The sequence below is a fragment of the Streptosporangium lutulentum genome, assembly GCF_030811455.1.
Lineage (GTDB): Bacteria > Actinomycetota > Actinomycetes > Streptosporangiales > Streptosporangiaceae > Streptosporangium > Streptosporangium lutulentum.
Window position 1 is genome coordinate 6316366 of the sequence record NZ_JAUSQU010000001.1, and the last position, 21146, is coordinate 6337511.

Below are 21146 nucleotides of genomic sequence, written 5' to 3' on the forward strand. Positions count from 1 at the left end.
GGAGCCAGACGAACCCGCCGGCCTTCGACGCGAGGCCGACTCGGGCGCTCTCGCCGCCCTCCCCGCTTTCGCGAGGCGAGACTCAAGCGCCCTCGCCACCCTCGTGAGGCGGGACTCAGGCGCTTTCGCGGGATGAGAGGGCCACACGGGACGGGGTCAGGCAGGTCCACTGACCACCCTGGTCCTGCCGTGGTCGCCGACCTGGCGCAGGAAGAACGCGAACGCCGCCGGGCGGTGCCGTACGAGCTCCAACCGGCCGCCGTCGGCGGCGGCCAGCGCCCGTGCGAGGGGCAGACCCAGTCCGGTGCCGCCGCCTCCGCTCACGTTTCGCTCGAAGACCCGGGGAGCCAGGTCATCGGTGATGCCCTTGCCCTGGTCCGCCACTTCGATCACTACCGACTTGTCCTTGTCGCTGGTGGTCACCGTCACCGTGCCGTCGCCGTGCTCCAGCGAGTTCTCCAGAAGGGTCGAGATCACCTGGCTGATGCCACCGCTGGTTCCCAGCGCCTGGAGCTCACGGGTACCGGACAGCTTCAGTTTCCGCCCGGCCCTGCGGAACGCCGGGCCCCACTCGATGAGCTGCTGGTCCAGCAGCGCGTCGAGTTCGATCACATCGGCCTGCGCGTGCCGCTGCCGCCGGGCGGCGGCCAGCAGTTCGTCGATCACCGCGGTGAGCCGCTCGGCCTGCACGATGGCGGCCTCGCCCTCCTCCTTGACGATTCCCGGCTCGTCCGCCGCCGCCACGATCTCCTCCAACCGCATGGTGAGGCCGGTCAGCGGAGTGCGGAGCTGGTGCGAGGCGTCGGTCGCGAACTCCCGCTCCCTTGCCAGCAGGTCGGAGATGCGGGTCGCACTGCGATCGAGCACCTCGGCCACCCGGTCAAGCTCCTGGATGCCGTAACGGTGCTTGCTCGGTCTGGCGTCGCCGGAACCAAGCCGCTCAGCGATCATCGCCAGGTCGCTGAGCGGAAGCGTCAGACGGCGTGACTGCACGATGGCCAACCCGACCGCGACCGCGAGGGCGGCCGCGGCGAGCCCGAGGATGAGCAGAAGCCACGCCCGCACCTCATGCTCCACCTCCGTCTTGTCGCGGCTGACCGCGACGTACACGCCGTTCTCCGACTGGGCGTCCTCGGTCATCTTCTGACTTTCGACGGGCTCGGTGCCCACCGTCGTCACCTGAGGCGGCGTCCCCTTCGCATAAATCTGGATATATCGATCGGAATACTTACGTCTCAGCTGTTCAGGGTCGACGGGTTGGTCCTGAATACGGGCATACTCCACCTCCCCCAGCAGGCTTTTGGCCTGGGAGGAAAGTTCCTGGGTCGCCTCCTCCTCGATCAGCCGGTTGACCGCCACGCCAAGAGGGATGCCAAGCAGCAACACCCCGATGACCGCGACGAGGAGGGTGGAAGCAAGCAGGCGGCGGCGCATCCCTACTCGCGTTCGAACCGGAAGCCGACTCCTCGAACCGTCGTGATGTAACGGGGCTTGGCGGCGTCGTCACCCAGCTTGCGGCGTAGCCATGAGATATGCATGTCCAGTGTCTTGGTGGAGCCCCACCAGTTGGTGTCCCACACCTCGCGCATGATCTGCTCGCGTGTGACCACCTTGCCGGCGTCGCGAACCAGGACGCGCAGCAGGTCGAACTCCTTGGTCGTCAGATGAAGTTCCTTCTCTCCCATCCACGCGCGACGAGAGTCGGCGTCGATGCGTACACCCTGCACAACGGGCGTCTCGGACGTGCCGCGCCGCAGGAGAGCCCGGACTCTGGCCAGGAGCTCCGCGAGGCGGAACGGTTTGGTGACATAGTCATCTGCTCCGGCGTCGAGGCCCACAACGGTGTCCACCTCGTCAACACGGGCAGTGAGAATGAGCACGGGCGTGCCGTGCCCTTCGGCGCGAATGCGTCTGGCCACTTCCAGGCCGTCCATTTCAGGCAGGCCAAGGTCAAGAACTATAAGGTCGATGCCACCCGACAGTGCCCGCTCAAGGGCTTGCGGGCCGTCGGGGCTGACCTCAACTTGATAGCCCTCGCGGCGCAGAGCACGCGCCAGTGGCTCGGAGATCGAGGTGTCATCCTCGGCGAGTAGTACACAGGTCATGTTGCGATCGTAGGACCTTAGAGGATCGTTTCCCGGGTACAGCGCGCGGTTTGACTCGTCGTTGACCTATCCATTGACCTGGGCAAACACTGATAAATCCCGGATAGTCATCCCGCAAGGGTTGAGGGCCGCGCAGTACCGCTCCCGCCTCGGAAGTCCCTGGAAAGCACAGGCCCGCCAAATATTTCGCTGACAAACCAGAACACGCCCAGCCAGATGAGGATCCGGAGGGCGCGTTCGGGGCAAAACAGGAACGATCTGGCGGTTAGCTCATGAAGCGGACGGCGGCTCGGCATAGCGAGCCAGATAGAGCTGCTCACCGAGGCTGCCGATGAGCCCCAGCTCGGTCTCCAGATAGTCGATGTGGCGCTCCTCGTCTTCGAGGATCTCCTCGAAGAGGCGAGCCGAGGTGTGGTCGCCCTTCTCCCGCATCAGAATGATCGCGGGCCGCAGGCGCGTGACGACTTCGAGCTCAACGTCCAAGTCCGCGCGGAGCTGCTCCCTGACCGTCTGGCCAATGTGGAGGATTCCCAGCTTCTGATAGTTAGGCAGACCTTCGAGAAAAAGGATGCGATCGGTGAGCTTCTCCGCGTGGCGCATCTCGTCAATGGACTCTTCGCGGGTGTACTTCGCAAGCCTGGTATATCCCCAGTTCTCCTGCATCTTGGCGTGCAGGAAATACTGGTTGATCGCGGTCAGCTCGGCCGTGAGTTGCTCGTTGAGCAATTCGATGATCTTTTTGTCGCCCTGCATGACGGGCTCCTCGTGCTATCCGATCGGGACCAAATTTTCAGACCGTTTCAGGATCGCACAGATCTTACGCACACAAGAAGCGCAGTCACCACCGGCGCCCGTGGCATCCCGAATCTGCTTGGCGCTCTTCGCACCTGCGGCGATGCAGTCGTGCACCTCGTTCTCGGTCACCGCGCGGCAGACGCATGCATACATGACGGGGAAGCGCCTTTCGGGGGAGCTCGTGAAGGTTAGGCACACCTAATTTAGCTCATTCGGTAAGGCTTGCCTATGTGTGCTGGAACACACCGCTTCGATTCGCTCGGACCGCCGCGCTTCCCCGCCGGGGCTCAGTGCCCTCTGGCCAGCCACTCCTCCAGATGACCGGCCTCCTCCGCGATCACGGTGGAGTCGCCGTGTCCCGTGTGCACGGCCGTCTCTCCCGGCAGGGTCAGCAACCGCTCCCGGATCGATTCGATGATCGTCTCAAAGGAGGAGTAGGACCTGCCGGTCGCGCCGGGACCGCCCTTGAACAGCGTGTCTCCGGCGAAAACGGCGCCGACCCCCTGGGCGTACAGGCAGACCGCGCCCGGAGCGTGGCCGGGCGTGTGCAGCACGGTCAGATCGACCCCGCCCGCCGAGAGCACCTCGCCGTCCTTCAGCGAGACGTACGGCCGGCCGGGATAGACCATCTCCCACAGGACCTGGTCGGCCGGATGAAGCATGATCGGCGCGTCCACCCGCTCGGCGAGGTCGGCCGCCGCGTTGATGTGGTCGTTGTGCGCGTGGGTGCAGACGATCGCCTTGACCACCCGGTCACCGACCCGATCGGCGATGGCGCCGGCGTCGTGCGCCGCGTCGATGACGATGACCTCACGCGCGGAGCCGACGAGCCAGACGTTGTTCTCGACGTCCCAGGTCCCGCCGTCCAGCGAGAACGTCCCCGAGGTGACGACCTTGTCGATCACAGGACCACCACCGAACGGAGGACCTCGCCGTTGTGCATCCTGTCGAAGGCCGCTTCGATGTCTCCGAGACCGATCGTCTCGGAGACGAAACGGTCCAGGTCCAGCCGCCCCTGGAGGTAGAGGTCGATGAGCATGGGGAAGTCACGGCTGGGCAGGCAGTCGCCGTACCAGGAGGACTTCAGCGCGCCGCCGTGTCCGAAGACGTCCAGCAGCGGCAGCTCCAGCGTCATCTCCGGAGTGGGCACTCCGACCAGGACCACGGTTCCGGCCAGGTCACGGGCGTAGAAGGCCTGCTTGTAGGTCTCCGGGCGGCCGACCGCCTCGATCACCACGTCCGCGCCGTTGCCGCCGGTGAGTTCCTTGATCGCCTCCACCGCGTCGGAGGTACGGGAGTTGACCGTGTGGGTGGCGCCGAACTCCTTCGCCCAGGCGAGCTTCCGGTCGTCCACGTCCACCGCGATGATCTTCGAGGCGCCCGCCAGCAGGGAGCCGTGGATGGCCGCGTCGCCGACGCCGCCGCACCCGATGACGGCCACGCTGTCGCCACGGGTCACGCCGCCGGTGTTGATGGCCGCGCCGATGCCCGCCATCACGCCGCAGCCGAGCAGGCCCGCCACCGTCGGAGGCGCCGCCGGGTTCACCTTGGTGCACTGACCGGCCGCGACCAGGGTCTTCTCCGCGAAGGCACCGATGCCCAGGGCCGGGGAGAGCGGCGTGCCGTCCTCCAGGGTCATCTTCTGGGTCGCGTTGTGGGTGTTGAAGCAGTACCAGGGACGCCCGCGCCGGCAGGCGCGGCAGTCGCCGCAGACCGCCCTCCAGTTCAGGATCACGTAGTCGCCGGGAGCCACCTCGGTGACGCCCTCGCCGACCGCCTCGACCACTCCCGCGGCCTCGTGGCCGAGCAGGAAGGGGAAGTCGTCGTTGATCCCGCCCTCACGGTAGTGCAGGTCCGTGTGGCAGACGCCGCAGGCCTGAACATTCACCACCGCCTCGCCGGGACCGGGATCCGGCACGTGGATCGTCTCCAGGGAGACGGGCTTGCCCTTGCCGCGTGCGATCACGCCTTGCACGGTGTACGGCATCTCCTGCACCTCATCTAACTTTGAGCTTGGTTACCGGTCGAACAGTTTCAGATCATGCCCCATCTTCGGAATGCCCTGCTTGCACGGGCACACCTCATTAGATTGTGGGGGTTTGCCCCTTAGGTGCACGCGCTGCCTCGGGGCACGAACCCGTCTCAGTGTTCGTCGGCCCGGCGGAGCACATAGGGCTGCACCAGCCCGAGCCCGCGGGCCGGCCGCCTGCGGAGGCGACCCAACTCGATGTCCGGAACGTCGGCGAGGCAACCGGCCAGCTCACTGTCGACGATGATCGTGCCGGGCCGGGCGATGGCCGTCAGCCGGGCCGCCAGGTTGACCGTGGTCCCGAAGACGTCACCCATGATCGGCAGCACCGGGCCGTAGGCCAGCCCGATCCGCACCTCCGGCCCGTCCTTCCTGCTCGCGGCGACGAGATCCAGTGCGATCAGAGCGGCCGCCCGCGAGTCGGAGGCGGTGAACAGCACCTCGTCGCCGAGCGTCTTGACCAGCCGTCCCCCGTGCTTGGCGACCACGTCCGCGGCCCGTGACTCGAACCCCTCGACCAGCTCGGCCAGTCCGCGCTCGTCCAGCTCGCGGGAGACCCTGGTGAAGGAGACCAGGTCGGCGAAGCCCACCGCCAGGGTGAGCCTGGTGGGCACGACCTCCTGGGTGATGTCGGTGTTGGCCAGCAGGCGGATCCCGGCGGCGGCCAGCTGAGCCCGCCACACATGGACCAGCACCTGCTCGAAGTCGGGGAGCAGCCGCCGCGAGGTTTCCATGATCGCCGTCAGGTCCGCGTCGCTGGGCGTCCGGCCGGGGTCGAGCATGGCGCCGATCATGATCTCGGCCTGCCACTGCGCGAGCCTCGCCGTCGTCTGGCCGAGCGCCCTCGTCATCCGGATGATCGTCTGGTCGTTCAGCAGCCCGCCGTCCATCATCGCCCGGACCCGCTTGAGCGCGGCCACATCGGCGTCGGTGAAGGCCACCGCGTCATCGGGCAGGGTGGCGAACCCGAGGGCACGCCAGATTCGCTCGGCGAGATCCTGCGAGACCTCGGCGAGGCGGGCCACCTGGAGGCGGGTGTAAAGAGGCGGGGTGCCGACGAAGAGACGTTCGATCTGCTCCGCCGTCGGGCGTCCCGTCAGTACCTCTTCGCCCATCTTCTCCTTCTCCCCCGGCCCTGGAGGTCAGGCCGCATCGATTATCGTCCACCTCGCCCCGAGGGCTCCCCACGGTCCGAGGGCTCTCCGTCCGTCGCGTCGTCGAGTGCGCGGAACAACTCGGCCCGCACGTCCTGGATCTCGGGGATGTCCCGCAGGACGATCTGGCCCTGCTCGCTCGCCGACTCGACGGTGAGCGTGCCGCAGCCGAGCAGTCGCTCCATCAGCGTCTGGTCGGCGCTGACCGAGTTGACCTTGGTCATCGGGATGTCGTCGATGGACTTGTTCAGTACGCCCGTGCTGATCGTGAACCGGTGCGAGGTGAGCATGTACGAGGTGTTCTTCCATCGCAGGTACGGCACGAACGACCACACGGTCAGCAGTCCCACCGCGATCACGAGCACCGCGATGTGCGCGTAGAAGTCGTATTCGAAGGCGGGCATGAAGAAGATTACGGCACTGGACGCGATGACGATGATGACCAGCGCGAGCAGGGGCGCGACGAGGCGCTTCCAGTGGGGGTGGAACGACCGGATTCGTCGTTCCCCCTCTGTCATGTGGCGATCAGGGAGACTCATGGGGCAAAGCGTGGCACGCCTGCGTGTCCCCCGTCACGACTGCCGCCATCTCATGAGCAACCGTTGCATCGAGTTCTCCCTGGGATGCTCCGGCTTTCCGGGCGGGGCCGTTGACGAGGGCTTCCGCGTCACAGCGAGCTCTCCCCCGGGTGCCCCGGCTCCCGGGCCGTGGCCCGCCGGCGAGGGCTCCCGCGGCACGGATCCGTGAGGACGAGAGCTCTCGCGTCACGGATTGTGAGGACGAACGTGCACCACGTCGCCCGCGCTCAGCGTGTGCTCCTCCCCCTTCGACCGGACCAGCAGGTGGCCGGAGTGGTCGACGCCGGTGGCCAGCCCGGTGAGCACCCGCTCCCCCGGCAGTTCCACCCGGACCTCCCGGCCGACCGTCGCGCTGATCGCGAGATAGGCGGCCCGCAGGCCACACGCGTCGGCGTCGCCGTGCGCCTCCGACCACTCGCGGTAGTGCGCCTCGATCTCCCGTAGCACCGCGCGGATGAGCGGGTCGCGGTCGGCGCAGACGGCGTTCTCGATGACCAGCGAGGTGGCGGTCTCCACCGGCAGCTCCTCCGGGCGGAGGCTCACGTTGAGCCCCACACCCACGATCACCGCGCTGTCCACCCGCTCGGCGAGCACCCCGGCGAGTTTGCGCTCCCCGATGAGCAGGTCGTTCGGCCACTTCAGCCGGACGTCCACCTCGGCGACCTTGCGCACCGCCGACGCGACGGCCAGGCCGACGAGCAGGGGCAACCAGCCCTGCTTGAGCGGGGGCGGGTCCGGGCGCAGGAGCACGGAGAAGGTCAGGCCCGAGCGCGGCGGGGCGCTCCAGACCCGGCCGAGCCTGCCCCGGCCGGCGAACTGGGCCTCGGCGATGACGACGGCTCCCTGCCGGGCGCCGTCGCGGACGGCCTGCGCGAGGTCCGCGTTCGTCGAGCCGGTCCGGCCGACGACGGTGATGCCCGACCAGAGGCTGCCTGGACGGACCAGGGCTCGGGTGAGGGCCGCCTGCGACAACGGCGGGCGGTCAAGATCAGTGAAGGGCGAGTCGAGCACTTAGCCATCTTGCCTCCCCTAACGACCCCCTGTTACCGAATTAAGGCAATGACCAGGGAATACTGTGACCGGAGATGGAGATCACAGACAGAGCTGTATTTTTCGGACTTTGGCGAAGCGAAAAGACAGACCTATTCGGGTGGTCGGCCGATCGGGAAGATGGACACATGAGCGAACGCCTTGACCCACGTGACCGGGCCGGCCGGCAACCCGTCGAACTGGTCGAGCAGACCGAGCCCGCCGGGCGAGCCGAACGTGCCGGACCGTTCGAGCCGAACGAGCCCGCCGGGCCGTTCGACCAGGGCGAGCCGGACGAACTGGACGAGATGGACGAGATGGACGAGCCATTCGAACGGGACGAGATGGCCGAGTTGCTCAAGCTGGTCGAGCGGATCGAGCCCGTCGAGCGGGCCGGTGTCACGAGGCCGGGGGCCACCACCCGCACCCGGGTCAAGGAGGTGACCCCCGGAGCGGTCAGGGACCGCCGTGACGACCTGGCGACCGAGGAGCCGCTGGAGATCCGGATCCAGGCGGGCGAGTCCCGGCGGACGGTCGCGATCACCATGCGAACCCCCGGCCACGACTTCGAACTGGCGGCCGGTTTCCTGTACGGCGAGGGCATGGTCACGCCCGGCGGCATCGACAGGATCGGCTACTGCACCGACGAGGACGTCACCCCCGAGGCGCGCTACAACATCGTGACCGTGCGGCTGCACGGGGAACTGCCCGAGCTGCCCGGCCTCGACAGGCACTTCATGACGTCGAGCGCCTGCGGCATCTGTGGCACGGCCAGCCTCGACGCCCTGCACGACCGCTGCTCCCCGCTACCTCTCCAGGCCGGTCTGCGCGTCGCCCCCGAGACCCTGTACGGCCTGCCGCGACGGCTCAGGGAGAGCCAGGGGGTGTTCGGCAAGACGGGTGGCCTGCACGCGGCGGGGCTGTTCACCCCGGACGGCGAGCTCGTGACCCTCCGCGAGGACGTGGGGCGGCACAACGCGGTGGACAAGCTGGTCGGCTGGGCCCTGATGGGCGAAGGACTGCCGCTGGGCGGGCACATCCTGATGGTCAGCGGGCGGAGCAGCTACGAGATCATGCAGAAGGCCCTCACCGCGGGCCTGCCGATCGTCTGCTCGGTCTCCGCCCCCTCCTCCCTGGCCGTGGATCTGGCCAGGGAATTCGGGATGACACTGGTCGGCTTCCTGCGCGAGGAGCGCTTCAACATCTACGCGGGGGCACACCGCATCGAGGCGTGATTCCAAAACCGGCACCACAAAACGCCCATGACAGCTCTCAACCGGAATGCAAAGGTACGCCATAATTCAGCAAAATTATCATTATGGACATATCCATTCTTAGCGAATAACTTTCAACGACATTCGAAAACTCGCCCCCGATATCGAACGCAATGGTTAATGTGATGGCCATGCCTTCGAAAGAACACGAAGCGTTGATTCATCTTTTCCGTAACCGGCCGTCTCTCGCTCCCGAGCTGCTGGAAAGCGCGCTGGGCGTCAGCGTGCCCGCCTACGGCGAGGCCCGGCTGGAATCAGGAGAGCTCACCGACTGCACTCCCACCGAGTACCGTGCGGACGCGGTGGTGCTGCTCACCCTGGCCGCCGACCCGGTGCTGGCGGTGGTGGTGGAGGTTCAGCGCGGCCGCGATGCGGACAAACGATGGAGCTGGCCGGTCTATCTGACCACGCTCCGGGCCCGGACGCGTTGCCCGGCCGTACTACTGGTGATCTGCGCCGATACCCGGACCGCCACCTGGTGCCGGACTCCAATCCACCTGGGGCATCCTGGCTGGACACTCGCTCCGCTGGTCGTCGGCCCCGAGGCCGTACCGCTGGTGACCGACGCCAAGCAAGCAGCCGATGCTCCCGAACTGGCGGTTCTGTCGGCGATGGCACACGGCGGCGCCCCGGAGGGGATCGACGTGCTTCAAGCGCTGTTCGGTGCACTCGCCGTCATCGACGATGACCAAGCGCGACTGTACTCTGATTTTGTGCTCATGGCCCTCCCCGCTGCGGCCCGGCAATCCCTGGAGGAACTGATGAAAACCGGCACCTACGAATACCAGAGCGACTTCGCCAGGAAATACGTTGCCGAAGGCCGCACCGAGGGCCTCGCCGAGGGAGAGGCCAAGGGGGAGGCCAAGGCTCTCCTGGCGGTCCTCTCGGCCCGGGGAATCGAGATATCCGACGGCGCCAGGGAGCGCATCTCGAATTGCACCGATATCGAGCAAATCGAGACATGGATTCGCCTCGCGGCTACGGCGAATTCGACCGACGTGCTGTTCGACTGAGCTCCGGGAAGCATCTCGTCCCCGGAGCGGATCGCCATGTGAGCCGCCCGCTCGGCTCCGGAAGGAGGGAGCACCTCCGCCACGCCCCGGAGCGCGGTCTCAGTCGTCAAGCCGCTTCGTCATGAAGACCACGTCTCGCGGGCCGGACCGGCGGCGTTCGGTGATCTGGTAGCCGAGGCGTTCGTACAGCGCGATGTTCGGCCCCATCAGGGCGTTGGTGTACAGCCGCAGCGCCCCCAGACCCGCCGTACGGGCCTGGGTCTCGGCGAAGGCCAGCAGCGCCCTGCCCAGTCCCCGACCGTGACGGCCGGGAACCACCGCGACGTTGTCCACCAGCAGCACGCCGTCCTCGGGGACCAGCACGATGAGCCCGGCGACCCCCTCCTCCGGCTCCTCCAGCAGATGGACGCGACCGGCAGCGATCCGCGCGGCGTAGTCGTCGTCCATCGGCTTGGGCCTGATGCCGATCAGCTCCGCCCACGGCCGGTAGGCCGCCTCGACGATCCTCTCCACGGCGGGCAGGTCCCCGGGGACGGCGAGACGGATCACCCGGTGTTCCGCGGCCGTCCGGTCGTCCCGCGTCATCCGGCCGTCCCGCGTCTGGTCATCCCACGTCATCCGGTGTTCTGCAGGCCGGCGGCGACGCCGTTGACCGACAGGAGCAGCAGCGTGGACAGGCGCTCGCGCTCGTCCTCGGACAGGTTGTCGTCGGCGCGCAGGGTGGACAGCGCTCGGAGCTGGAGATGGGAGAGCGCGTCCACGTAGGGGTCGCGGAGCTGGACCGCGCGGGACAGGACCCTGCGGTCCTCCAGCAGGCGGGTGTGGCCGGTGACCTCCAGGACCAGGCGGCGGGTCAGGTCGTACTCCGCCAGGACCTGCTCGACGAAGTCGTCCCTGGCGCCGAGCGCGAGGTAGCGGGCGGCGATGTCCCGGTCGGTCTTGGCCAGCGACATCTCCACGTTGTCCAGCAGCGAGGCGAACAGCGGCCACTCGCGGTAGGCGGCGCGCAGCTCGTCCAGGCCGGACTCGGAGATCACGGCGTCCAGGCCGCTGCCCAGGCCGTACCAGCCGGGCAGGTTGACCCGGGTCTGGGCCCAGGCGAACACCCACGGGATGGCCCTCAGGTCGTCCAGGGACCGGGGGGCGCCGAGGCCACGCCGGGCGGGGCGGGAGCCGAGGCGCAGCGATCCGATCTCCTCCAGCGGGCTGACCAGGGAGAACCACTCGGGGAAGCCGGGCGCCTCGGTCAGCAGCCGGTAGGCCTTCTCCGAGGCGGAGGCGACCTGCTGGGCCACACCTCTGAACCGTCCCGCGGCCTCGGCCGTGCGGGTTCCGATGGACGGGGTGGAGGTGAGCAGCACCGCCGAGGTGACCTGCTCCATGTGGCGGCGGGCGATCGCGTCGTGGCCGTAGCGGGCGAAGATGACCTCACCCTGCTCGGTGACCTTGAATCTGCCGCCCACCGAACCCGGAGCCTGGGCGAGCACGGCCCGGTTGGCCGGGCCGCCGCCCCGGCCCAGGGCGCCGCCCCGGCCGTGGAACAGCGTGAGCGGCACTCCGTTCTCGTCCGACCACGCGGTGAGCGCCTCCTGGACCTCGTACAGCTTCAGGGTCGCGGCGGCCGGGCCGAGCTCCTTGGCGGAGTCGGAGTAGCCGAGCATGACCTCCAGGCGCCGGTCGACGGCCAGCCGGGCCTGGACGCCCGGGATCTTCAGCATCCCCGACAGCACGGCGGGGGCCGCCGCGAGGTCGGCGCCCGACTCGAACAGCGGCACCACGTCCAGCCGCGGCGCCCGGTCGCCGAGCGCGTGCTCGGCCAGCGCGTAGACGGCGGCGATGTCGTCGGCGGAACGGGTGAAGGAGACGACGTAGCGGGAGCAGGCGGTCACGCCGAACCGCTCCTGGATCCAGGCGATCGTCCGGATCGTGGCCAGGACCTCCTCGGTCCGCTCGGAGGTCCGGCCGGCCTCCAGCTCGGCCAGCACCTCGGCGTGGACCTGCGAGTGCTGGCGGACCTCCAGCTCCGCCAGGTGGAAGCCGAACGTCTCCACCTGCCAGATCAGATGCTGCAGCTCGCCGTACGCCTGCCGGTCGGCCCCGGCCGCGACCAGGGAGTCCTGGGCGAGCCGCAGGTCGTCCAGGAGCTGCTCGGGCGAGCGGTAGGCCAGGTCGAGACCTCGCTGCCGGGTGGCCCCGATGCGGGCGGCGACGAACATCAGCCACTGCCGGTGGGGCTCCTGCGGGGAGCGGGTGGCCATCTCCGAGACCATGTCCGGGTGGTCGTTCTCGGCGGCGGCCAGCGCGGCTCTCAGCTTCGGCGAGGCCGGGGTGTAGGAGGCGGTCAGGGTGAGGGACCGGCCGATCCTGAGCGCGGCGTTCTCCAGGGCGATCAGCACGTGCTCGGCCTGGATGAGCACGGCATCCCTGGTCACCTTGGCGGTGACGTTGGGGTTGCCGTCGCGGTCGCCGCCGATCCAGCTCCCGTAGCGGATGAAGGCACGGGCCCTGGGCCTGCGGGTGCCGTCGCCGCCGCCGAGCGCGGCGTCCAGCGAGCGGTAGACCAGCGGCACCACGCGAAAGAGCGTCTCGTCGAAGGCCGCCATGGCGGTGCGGACCTCGTCCAGCGGGTCGAGCTTGGTGGACCTGAGCTGGGAGGTCCGCCAGAGCAGGTCGATCTCCTCCACCAGCCGCCGCCGGGTCTCGGCCTGCTCGGCGGCGCCCCGGTCGGAGCTGTTGTACGTGGTGAGCTGGCCGCTGATCCGCTGGATCGCGGTGACCACCGCGCGCCTGCGGGCCTCGGTCGGATGCGCGGTCAGCACGGGGTGCAGGCGCAGCCCCTCGACCAGCTCGGCGACCCTCTCGCCGCCGAGCTCCTGCACGGCCTGCGCGATGGACTCCGGCAGCGGTTCCTCGCCGGTGTCCCTGACCCGGAGCGTGCGGATCCTGAAATGCTCCTCGGCCAGGTTCGCCAGGTGGAAGTAGCAGGTGAAGGCCCGGGCGATCTGCACCGCCCTGTCGATCGGCCACTCGGCCACCATCGCGGTGATCTCGTCGACCGAGACCTTCCTGCGACGGGCCCCGATGACGGCCTTGCGCAGTCGTTCTACATCGGCGAGCAGGTCATCGCCGCCGTACTCGGCGATGACCTGCCCCAAAAGCTCTCCGAGCAGCCGCACATCCGCGCGCAACTCGTCGGGCATCTCGGTAACGGCGGAGGAACGCTCCTGGCGGGACACGGTGGCGGCCATGCCCGTCAGAGTACCTAGTCCGTTTTCTCCAGCGGAGACCGGTCTCACCCATTGGACTAGACCATTCACTTCGAATGCGCGATGGCCCCAAGAATCTCCGGATACCGCCTGAACGCCAGGTTTCCGGCGATCCGTCGACCGCCCCAGGAGACCAGCAGACCGTACGGCACCGCCAGCACGCTGACCCAGGGGAGACCGAGCAGTACGGGCAGCGCGATCGGCAACGCCACCAGAGCGCCGCCGAACAACGCGCCGAACGACGCCAGGAAGGCGATGCCGCCCTGCCCCGGTGCCGCGCCGGTGAAGGCGTTGAGCCGCTCGGGCACGGTGTACGGCAGGAGCACGCTGGTCAGCGCGCCCGTGCCGAGCCCGACGCCGAGGATGCCCCAGGCTGAGAGGGCCGCGGGAACGGCCCACAGGAGGTTGCCGGCCAGGAAGGAGGCGACCACGGACAGCAGGGCGAGCAGCGGGACCGCGATCGCCGCGACGGCCAGGTGCCGCCCGGCGAGATCGGTCCGCCAGTCCCGGTCGGTGCCGTAGACCACGGAGTTCATCCACAGCGAGCGGCCGTCGATGCCGAACGCGTTGGCCGACTGCAGGCCGATCAGCACCCCGCCGATGCACGCCGGGGCGATCGCCAGAGCGATGCTTCCGGTTCCGGTCTGATCGCGGCTCAGGGAGAAGGCCATGATGCCGGTGACCGCGATGGCGGCGAACCAGCCGACCCGGCCCCGGGGGTCGCGGCGGGCGTACTTGAGTTCCTTGACGGCGACCGCGGCGAGCGGGCCGTCGGGAAGCACCCGGGCCAGCAGTCCCTTGGAGTTTCTGACCGAGGCACCCTCGGTGGAAGCGTCCGCCGAGACCAGGGCCCTGCGGAGCGCCATGATCCAGAGCCGGCCGATCACCACGACCAGGGCGGCGAGGAAGAGCAGTTCGGCGACCGCCACGATGCCGCCGTCGGCGATGGCGTGCGCGGCCATGCCCGACGGGGTCCAGCGCAGCACCGAGGCGCCGCCGTGCAGCAGGGCCATCGGGTCACCCGACACGCCGCCGTTGAGCAGCAGGTTGGGAAGCTGGGCCGCCAGGACGAAGAAGACCACCGAGACGGCGAGCACGTCCCTGCCCCTGCGGGTGCGCAGGATTCCGGACAGCGACGTGGTGACCAGCCGGGAGGTGACGATGCAGAGCGCGAACAGCAGCAGCACCGCGACGACGCCCAGCAGCACGCCACCGATGCCGGTGGCCAGGCCGGCGACGGCCCCGATCATGATGATCAGCGTGGCGATCGGCCAGACGCCGGTGACCGCGGTGGCGAACATGCCCACCGCGAGCCGGCCGGTCCGCAGCGGGAACAGCGACAGCCGCGACGGGTCGAGCGTTTCGTCCAGGCCGAACGCCAGCAGCGGGGTGATCGCCCAGCCGACCAGGAAAACGGTGAACAGTATGATCCCGACGTCGGTGGCGACGCCTTCCGGCGCCAGGCGGAGCGACGCCATCAGGAAGAATCCGAAGCCCGCCAGGACGATCGCCACGACGAGGGTGAAGACGAACCCGAGCACGCGCGAGGGGCTGTTCCGCAGGTTCCCGGCGATGAGGCGGAGTTTGAGCCTGACGAACACCGAGGGGCCGACCTTGGCGATCACGCCTCCACCGCCGTCCGGTCCCGCCTCGCCCATGACCCCGTCGCGTCCCGCCGGGTTCCCGCCGCCGTCCCGATCCGCCTCGCCCGTGGGGCCTTCCTGTCCCACGCCGCCCTGTCCCACGCCGCCCTGTCCCACGCCGCTCATTTCGAGGTCGCGCCCAGCCATGACAGGCCCTCCTCTCCGCCGGTGTCGCCCCGCGCCCCGACCAGGCCGAGGAACGCCTCGTTGAGGCTCCGGCCCGCCCGGACCGTCTCCAGCGGGCCCTGGGCGACGATCTGGCCCCGGTTCATCACCGAGACCCAGTCGCACAGGCGCTCGACGAGTTCCATGACGTGGCTGGAGAAGACGACGGTCGATCCGGAGGAGGTGTAGCGCTGGAGAACCTCGACCAGCGTGTTGGCGCTGACCGGGTCGACTCCCTCGAACGGCTCGTCCAGGAAGAGCACCTTGGGGTTGTGCAGCAGCGCGGCGGCCAGGCCGATCTTCTTGCGCATGCCGGTGGAGTAGTCGACGACGAGCTTGTCGGCCGCCTCCGTCAGATCCATGATCTTCAGCAGTCCCTCGGCCCGCTGCTCCACCTCCGCCCTGGGGATGCCCCGGAGCTGACCGTTGTAGGACAGCAACTCCCTGCCGGACAGCCGTTCGAACAGGCGCAGGCCCTCGGGGAGCACTCCGATACGGCTCTTGATCATGACCTGGTCGCGCCAGACATCGACGCCGTCGATGTGGATGAGGCCCCCGTCGGGACGGAGGAGGCCGGTGACCATGCTGAGGGTGGTGGTCTTGCCCGCGCCGTTCGGACCGACCAGCCCGGCGAAACTCCCCTGCGGCACGATCAGGTCGACACCCCCGACGGCCGTCTGCTGCCCGAATCTCTTGAACAGTCCCCGCGTGCGTACGGCTTCGACGATGTCCGCCATGGCATCTACTCTCCAAGGTCGCCCATAAAGATGAGATTGTCCCCTCCGGCCGAACGAATGACCTCCCTTGATAGTTCTCCTGTCAGCAGACGGTTACTCTGCTGGAATGAACGACCCGATGAGCGCCGAGCCCGTGGCCGCCGGAACCGACATTCGCACGACGGCCGGCAAGCTCGCCGATTTGGAGCGCCGCCTGGACGAGGCCGCCCACGCCGGTTCGGCGCGTGCCGTCGAAAAACAGCACGCCCGGGGCAAGATGACCGCCAGGGAGCGCGTTCTGGAGTTCCTGGACGACGGCAGCTTCGTGGAGTTCGACGAGCTGGCCAGGCACCGCTCCACGAGCTTCGGCCTGGAGCACGAGCGGCCGTACGGCGACGGCGTGGTGACCGGCTACGGCACGGTGGACGACCGCCCGGTGGCGATCTTCGCCCAGGACTTCACCGTGTTCGGCGGATCGCTCGGCGAGGTCTTCGGGGAGAAGATCGTCAAGGTCATGGACCACGCGCTGAAGACCGGCTGCCCGATGGTCGGCATCAACGACTCCGGCGGGGCCCGCATCCAGGAGGGCGTCGTCTCCCTGGGCCTGTACGCCGAGATCTTCAAGCGGAACGTGCACGCCTCGGGAGTGATCCCGCAGATCTCTCTGATCATGGGCCCGTGCGCGGGCGGCGCCGTCTACTCCCCGGCGCTCACCGACTTCGTCCTGATGGTGTCGGAGAAGTCGCACATGTTCATCACCGGCCCGGACGTCATCAAGACGGTCACGGGCGAGGAGGTGACATTCGAGGAACTCGGCGGCGCGCACACGCACAACTCCAGATCCGGCGTCGCCCACTACGAGGCCTCGGACGAGGCCGACTGCCTGGAGTTCGCGAGGGCGCTGCTGTCCTATCTGCCGTCCAACAACATGGACGGGACTCCGGTCTTCGACGCCTATCCGGTCATGGAAACCACCGACGAGGACCGCGAACTCGACACGCTGATCCCCGATTCCGCGAACCAGCCCTACGACATGCACACGGTCATCGAGCATGTCCTGGACGACGGCGAATTCCTGGAGGTGCACGCGCAATTCGCGCCCAACATCCTCGTGGGTTTCGGCCGGGTCGAAGGGTCTTCCGTGGGGATCGTCGCCAACCAGCCGATGAGTTTCGCGGGCACGCTGGACATCTCGGCGTCGGAGAAAGCCGCGAGATTCGTCCGAACGTGTGACGCCTTTAACATTCCGGTTCTGACATTTGTCGATGTGCCCGGATTCCTTCCGGGCACCGACCAGGAATGGAACGGGATCATCCGCCGCGGCGCCAAGCTCCTCTACGCCTATGCGGAGGCGACGGTGCCGCTGGTCACGGTTATCACCCGTAAGGCGTACGGCGGCGCCTACGACGTCATGGGCTCCAAACACCTGGGCGCGGACGTCAATCTCGCCTGGCCGACCGCGCAGATCGCGGTCATGGGCGCGCAGGGGGCGGTCAACATCCTTTACCGGCGCGAACTCGCCTCGGCCGACGATCCGGACGCCCAGCGGGCCCGATTCGTCACCGAGTACGAGGACACGCTCGCCAACCCGTATCTTGCCGCCGAACGCGGGTATGTAGACGCGGTGATCCGCCCTTCCGACACCCGACTCCAGATCGTCAAGGCATTGCGCGCGCTGCGCAACAAGCGCGCGACTCTGCCGCCGAAGAAGCATGGGAACATCCCGCTATGAGACATTTGAAGATCATCCGAGGAGATGCGACCGAAGAGGAGATCGCCGCACTGGTGATCGCACTCGCATCACGGGCGACCCCGGCGCCGAAAGCCGTACAGAAATCGGAATCCTGGCGCAATACAGCACATCGCATGCGAAAGCCTCTTCCGACTGGACAAGGCGCATGGAGATCAAGCGGCCTGCCGAGATAGATCTCAGAACGGGGTGTCAACTTACGCGAGAGTTGGGACCATCTAAGAAATGGGCGCATATAGTCAGCCGATCAGCTAGTTCCGAGGCCTGGAGGACGACATGACCATCCTGGACCTCACGTCCCATCCCATTGCCGCGAAGTACGCCGTCTTGGTAGACGTCGGGTATCTCTATGCGGCGGCGGGCGAAGTGCTTCTGGGCGCCAAGGAGCGCAAGGAGTATCGGGTCGCGGCCGATGAGCTGATTCAGGCCTTGCAGAAACACGCCGAAGCGCGCATTCACGGTGAACTGCTGCGAATTTATTGGTACGACGCCGCCCGCGACAGGGTGCCGACCGTGGACCAGCGGGTCATCGCCCAGCTTCCCTGGGTCAAGGTGCGCCTGGGCAACCTCAACGCCCGGGGCCAGCAGAAGGGCGTGGACGCGCAGATCAGGAGCGACCTGGAGGCCCTGGCCAGGCACCACGCGGTGAGCGACACGATCCTGCTCGCCGGTGACGAGGACATGGTCCCGGCCGTCGAGGCCGCCCAGGCGTACGGCGTGCGGATCCACCTGTGGGGCGTCGAGCCGCCCTACGGCACCAACCAGGCCGAGCGCCTCGTCTGGGAGTCCGACACCGTCGAGATCATCAGTGCCGACTTCCTCCGCTCCTTCTTCAGCCGCGCGCCCGCGCCCGTCCCGGTTCCGACCACCCCGATCGCGCCCTCGCCCGCCCAGGTCTTCGCCGGTCGCACCCCCGCCGTCGCCGCCAAGCCCAAGGCCCCCGCGGGCCAGGTCACCAAGCTCGGCCCGAGCCGCCCGCGCGTCGAGGAGGTCGGCGAGCACGTGGCCCAGAAGTGGATCCTCACCCGCGGCCGCGACAACATCCGCGACCTGCTCCCCGGCCCGATCCTTCCCACGGTCATCGACACCGAGCTCCTCATCGAGGCGGAGAAGGAGCTCGGTCACTCCCTGCGGCCGTATCCCGAGGCCCGGGTCTGGCTTCGCGACGGTTTCTGGGCCCGCGTCTACCGCGAGTTCGAGATCGGGGTCGGCGTCTCCTCCAAGTGACGGCCCGGAGACGCCGGCTTCCCGTGACGACCCGTAGCCGGTGCCGGTTCCAGGCGTCCTCTCGGAGCCGGCGCCCCTGCCGGACGGCTGGCCGCGAGCCCGCGCCTCCGTGCGACGGCCACGTCCGATTCCCGCCGGTCACCGGGTCTGCGCTGCGGATAGCGTTGCCGACGTGTCTGTGAGAGAGCTCGACTTCAACTCCTGTTATCGCGCGGTGGCCGCGAGGGATGCCCGGTTCGACGGGCGGTTCTACACGGCGGTCACCTCCACGCACATCTACTGCCGGCCGATCTGCCCCGCGCGCACCCCCTCATCCCGCAACGTCCGGTTCTACCGTCACGCGGCCTCCGCGGAGGCGGCCGGATTCCGGCCCTGCAAGCGGTGCCGTCCCGAGCTCAGCCCCGGCGATCCCGGCTGGGACCACCGGGGCGACCTGATCGGCCGGGCCCTCCGGCTGATCGACGAGGGCGTGGCCGACGACGGCGGGGTCGCGAGCCTGGCCAGGCGGCTGCACATCACCGAGCGGCACCTGCACCGGCTGTTCACCGACGAGCTCGGCGTGGGGCCGCTGGCCGTGGCCAGGACCAAGCGCCTGCTGCTGGCCAAGCAGTTGCTGACCGAGACCGGGCTGTCGATCACGGATGTGGCGTTCGCGTCGGGGTTCGGGAGCGTGCGGCAGTTCAACGCGACCATGAAGGAGACCTACGGTTTCCCTCCCGGCGAGCTGCGGGCCACGTCGGGCAGGAACGTCACCGACAACGCGCTGACGCTCCGGTTGCACCGGCGTGAGCCGTACGACGCCGAGCCCCTGATGCGGTTTTTGAGGGGACGGGCCATCCCGGGGCTGGAGCGCGTCGACGAGACCTCCTACAGCCGTGCCGTCCCCGGCGGCACGATCACCCTCACCCCGGTGCCCGGTCACGTCCAGCTGGAGGTGAGCCTCGCCGACACCAGCCATCTGGCCCGCGTCGTCGCCCGCTGCCGGCGCCTGCTCGACCTCGACGCCGACCCCGACGCCATCGCCGGCGCCCTGGGGGAGACCTCCCTGGCCCCGCTCGTCGCCGCCCGGCCCGGTCTGCGGGTCCCCGGTGCCTGGGACGGCTTCGAGGTGGCCGTACGCGCCGTGGTCGGCCAGCAGATCTCGGTCGCCGGGGCCCGCACCATCCTCGGCCGCATCACGAACCGGGCCGGTCGCCCCACCGGAGGGGAGGGGCTGAGCCGTCTGTTTCCCACCGCCGCGGAGCTCCTGGAGGCCGATCTCGGCGAGCTGGGGCTGACCGGGCGGCGGGTGGCCACGCTGAAGGCGCTCGCCGCGAAGGTGGCGGGCGAGGAGATCGACCTGGACGGGGCGCAGCAGCCGGGAGAGGTCTCGGCCAGGTTGCTCGAAATCCCCGGGATCGGGCCGTGGACGGCCGGATACATCACGCTGCGGGCCCTGCGCGACCCGGACGCTTGGCCCGACGGGGATCTCGGGCTGCGGCGGGCCATGGCCTGCCTGGGCATACCCGACGACCACGTCGAACGCTGGCGGCCCTGGCGGGCCTACGCCGCGCTGCACCTCTGGAGCTCCGAATGATCAGGGCGCAGGTCCTCCCCACCCCGACCGGCCCGCTGGCACTGCTCTCCCACGAGGACGTCGTCGTCGCGGCGGGTTTCACCGCCGATCCGCACGAGATGTTCGTACGGCTCTCGCCCCGCCTCCAGGAGGAGGGCCTGACCCGGGTGGACGACCTCGGCCGGGCGGCACGGGCCGTACGGGACTATCTGGACGGCGACCTCACCGCCCTCGACTCCGTCGAGCTGGAGCAGCCCGGCACGCCCAAGCGGCGGCGGTTGCTCAGGGCCCTGCGTGAGGTGCCGCCGGGCGTCACGATCGGTTACGCCGAGCTCGCCGAGCGAGCCGGACTGCCGAGGACGGCGGCCAGGGCTGCCGGGTCGGCGTGCGCGCAGAACCTGATCGCGCCGTTCGTCCCCTGCCACCGGATCCTGCCGTCCACCGGCGGGCTGGGCGGTTACTACTACGGGACGCCGGTCAAGCGGTGGCTGCTGACCCACGAGAAGACCCACTCCCCGGCCGGCGGCACCCGGTAACCGTCCTCCCGGACGGCCGGCTTCACCTCGGCGACCCCATACATCGGATGTGTCACGACAAGCCGAGAGCCTGAAGCTCGCAGGCGTCCGACAAGAACTGCCTGTTTACCGCCCATTATTGGGACATTATGGGGGATTTTGTTGATTCATTGACTCGTTGTTCACTATTGACGTTTGAAGACATCCAATGTTAACTGCGCCTGACAGTCTGAAAACGGAACTGTGCGGCGTCTCGATCCAGGGGCTGCCGCCGCTTCCGCATCGGGTCTGCGCCGCGCGGAGAGGTCCGCGGAAGCGTGCCTGACGCCGGT

20 protein-coding genes are annotated in these 21146 nt (G+C 68.6%); 7 read left to right on the forward strand and 13 right to left on the reverse strand.

The annotated features are described in order from the left end of the window. Positions 1 to 156 precede the first annotated feature (156 nt). From J2853_RS28035 to J2853_RS28075, 9 genes are all read right to left on the reverse strand, one after another. Positions 157 to 1434 carry an ATP-binding protein gene (locus J2853_RS28035; RefSeq protein ID WP_307563083.1) on the reverse strand — a complete coding sequence of 426 codons (1278 nt, stop codon included), beginning with the start codon at positions 1432 to 1434 and terminating at the stop codon, positions 157 to 159. Between the two features lie 2 nt (positions 1435 to 1436). Continuing rightward, positions 1437 to 2105 carry a response regulator transcription factor gene (locus tag J2853_RS28040; RefSeq protein ID WP_043620820.1) on the reverse strand — a complete coding sequence of 223 codons (669 nt, stop codon included), beginning with the start codon at positions 2103 to 2105 and terminating at the stop codon, positions 1437 to 1439. 270 nt (positions 2106 to 2375) lie between these two features. Continuing rightward, positions 2376 to 2858, reverse strand: a complete 483-nt coding sequence (gene bfr, locus J2853_RS28045) for a bacterioferritin (RefSeq protein WP_307563094.1) — start codon at positions 2856 to 2858, stop codon at positions 2376 to 2378. Between the two features lie 15 nt (positions 2859 to 2873). Beyond that, entirely contained in the window at positions 2874 to 3053 is a 180-nt protein-coding gene (locus J2853_RS28050; protein WP_307563096.1) for a (2Fe-2S)-binding protein, read from the reverse strand. Between the two features lie 134 nt (positions 3054 to 3187). Further along, on the reverse strand, positions 3188 to 3805 hold the full coding sequence (locus tag J2853_RS28055; RefSeq protein WP_307563097.1) for an MBL fold metallo-hydrolase: 618 nt from the start codon (positions 3803 to 3805) through the stop codon (positions 3188 to 3190). Further along, a complete protein-coding gene (locus tag J2853_RS28060) occupies positions 3802 to 4887 on the reverse strand; it encodes an S-(hydroxymethyl)mycothiol dehydrogenase (RefSeq protein ID WP_307563098.1) in 1086 nt (361 codons plus the stop codon). The genes J2853_RS28055 and J2853_RS28060 overlap by 4 nt, the downstream gene beginning before the upstream one ends. Positions 4888 to 5042: 155 nt before the next feature. After that, positions 5043 to 6044, reverse strand: a complete 1002-nt coding sequence (locus J2853_RS28065) for an adenylate/guanylate cyclase domain-containing protein (protein WP_307563100.1) — start codon at positions 6042 to 6044, stop codon at positions 5043 to 5045. 41 nt (positions 6045 to 6085) lie between these two features. Continuing rightward, the gene (locus tag J2853_RS28070; protein ID WP_307563102.1) at positions 6086 to 6622 is read right to left on the reverse strand and encodes a PH domain-containing protein; all 537 of its coding nucleotides are present in this window, start codon (positions 6620 to 6622) and stop codon (positions 6086 to 6088) included. Positions 6623 to 6847: 225 nt separating this feature from the next. Continuing rightward, entirely contained in the window at positions 6848 to 7672 is an 825-nt protein-coding gene (locus tag J2853_RS28075) for a biotin--[acetyl-CoA-carboxylase] ligase (protein ID WP_307563104.1), read from the reverse strand. 167 nt (positions 7673 to 7839) lie between these two features. On the opposite strand from J2853_RS28075, the gene fdhD reads away from it, so the two are divergent. Beyond that, positions 7840 to 8925 carry a formate dehydrogenase accessory sulfurtransferase FdhD gene (gene fdhD, locus J2853_RS28080; protein WP_307563105.1) on the forward strand — a complete coding sequence of 362 codons (1086 nt, stop codon included), beginning with the start codon at positions 7840 to 7842 and terminating at the stop codon, positions 8923 to 8925. A gap of 170 nt (positions 8926 to 9095) precedes the next feature. Next, positions 9096 to 9977: a hypothetical protein gene (locus J2853_RS28085; protein WP_307563107.1), complete on the forward strand. Its 882-nt coding sequence runs from the start codon at positions 9096 to 9098 to the stop codon at positions 9975 to 9977. Between the two features lie 99 nt (positions 9978 to 10076). Here J2853_RS28085 and J2853_RS28090 read toward each other — a convergent pair whose 3' ends face one another. The 4 genes from J2853_RS28090 to J2853_RS28105 all read right to left on the reverse strand — a co-directional run bounded on the left by J2853_RS28090 (position 10077) and on the right by J2853_RS28105 (position 15788). After that, a complete protein-coding gene (locus tag J2853_RS28090) occupies positions 10077 to 10595 on the reverse strand; it encodes a GNAT family N-acetyltransferase (protein ID WP_307563109.1) in 519 nt (172 codons plus the stop codon). Further along, complete coding sequence (locus J2853_RS28095; protein ID WP_307563110.1) at positions 10592 to 13225, reverse strand: phosphoenolpyruvate carboxylase; 2634 nt, start codon at positions 13223 to 13225, stop codon at positions 10592 to 10594. The genes J2853_RS28090 and J2853_RS28095 overlap by 4 nt, the downstream gene beginning before the upstream one ends. A gap of 65 nt (positions 13226 to 13290) precedes the next feature. After that, positions 13291 to 15033 carry a hypothetical protein gene (locus J2853_RS28100; protein ID WP_307563112.1) on the reverse strand — a complete coding sequence of 581 codons (1743 nt, stop codon included), beginning with the start codon at positions 15031 to 15033 and terminating at the stop codon, positions 13291 to 13293. Continuing rightward, a complete protein-coding gene (locus tag J2853_RS28105) occupies positions 15009 to 15788 on the reverse strand; it encodes an ABC transporter ATP-binding protein (RefSeq protein ID WP_307563114.1) in 780 nt (259 codons plus the stop codon). The genes J2853_RS28100 and J2853_RS28105 overlap by 25 nt, the downstream gene beginning before the upstream one ends. Positions 15789 to 15894: 106 nt before the next feature. Here J2853_RS28105 and J2853_RS28110 point away from each other — a divergent pair, with 106 nt between their 5' ends. The 5 genes from J2853_RS28110 (at position 15895) to J2853_RS28130 (ending at position 20835) form a co-directional block, all read left to right on the forward strand. Next, on the forward strand, positions 15895 to 17499 hold the full coding sequence (locus J2853_RS28110; RefSeq protein WP_307563117.1) for an acyl-CoA carboxylase subunit beta: 1605 nt from the start codon (positions 15895 to 15897) through the stop codon (positions 17497 to 17499). Further along, the gene (locus J2853_RS28115) at positions 17496 to 17693 is read left to right on the forward strand and encodes an acyl-CoA carboxylase subunit epsilon (protein WP_307563119.1); all 198 of its coding nucleotides are present in this window, start codon (positions 17496 to 17498) and stop codon (positions 17691 to 17693) included. The genes J2853_RS28110 and J2853_RS28115 overlap by 4 nt, the downstream gene beginning before the upstream one ends. 100 nt (positions 17694 to 17793) lie before the next feature. Then, complete coding sequence (locus J2853_RS28120; RefSeq protein ID WP_307563121.1) at positions 17794 to 18744, forward strand: NYN domain-containing protein; 951 nt, start codon at positions 17794 to 17796, stop codon at positions 18742 to 18744. 172 nt (positions 18745 to 18916) lie between these two features. Continuing rightward, complete coding sequence (locus tag J2853_RS28125) at positions 18917 to 20320, forward strand: DNA-3-methyladenine glycosylase 2 (RefSeq protein ID WP_307563122.1); 1404 nt, start codon at positions 18917 to 18919, stop codon at positions 20318 to 20320. Continuing rightward, positions 20317 to 20835 (forward strand): methylated-DNA--[protein]-cysteine S-methyltransferase, encoded by a 519-nt coding sequence (locus J2853_RS28130; protein WP_307563124.1) that lies wholly within the window; start codon positions 20317 to 20319, stop codon positions 20833 to 20835. The genes J2853_RS28125 and J2853_RS28130 overlap by 4 nt, the downstream gene beginning before the upstream one ends. Positions 20836 to 21146: the final 311 nt, after the last annotated feature.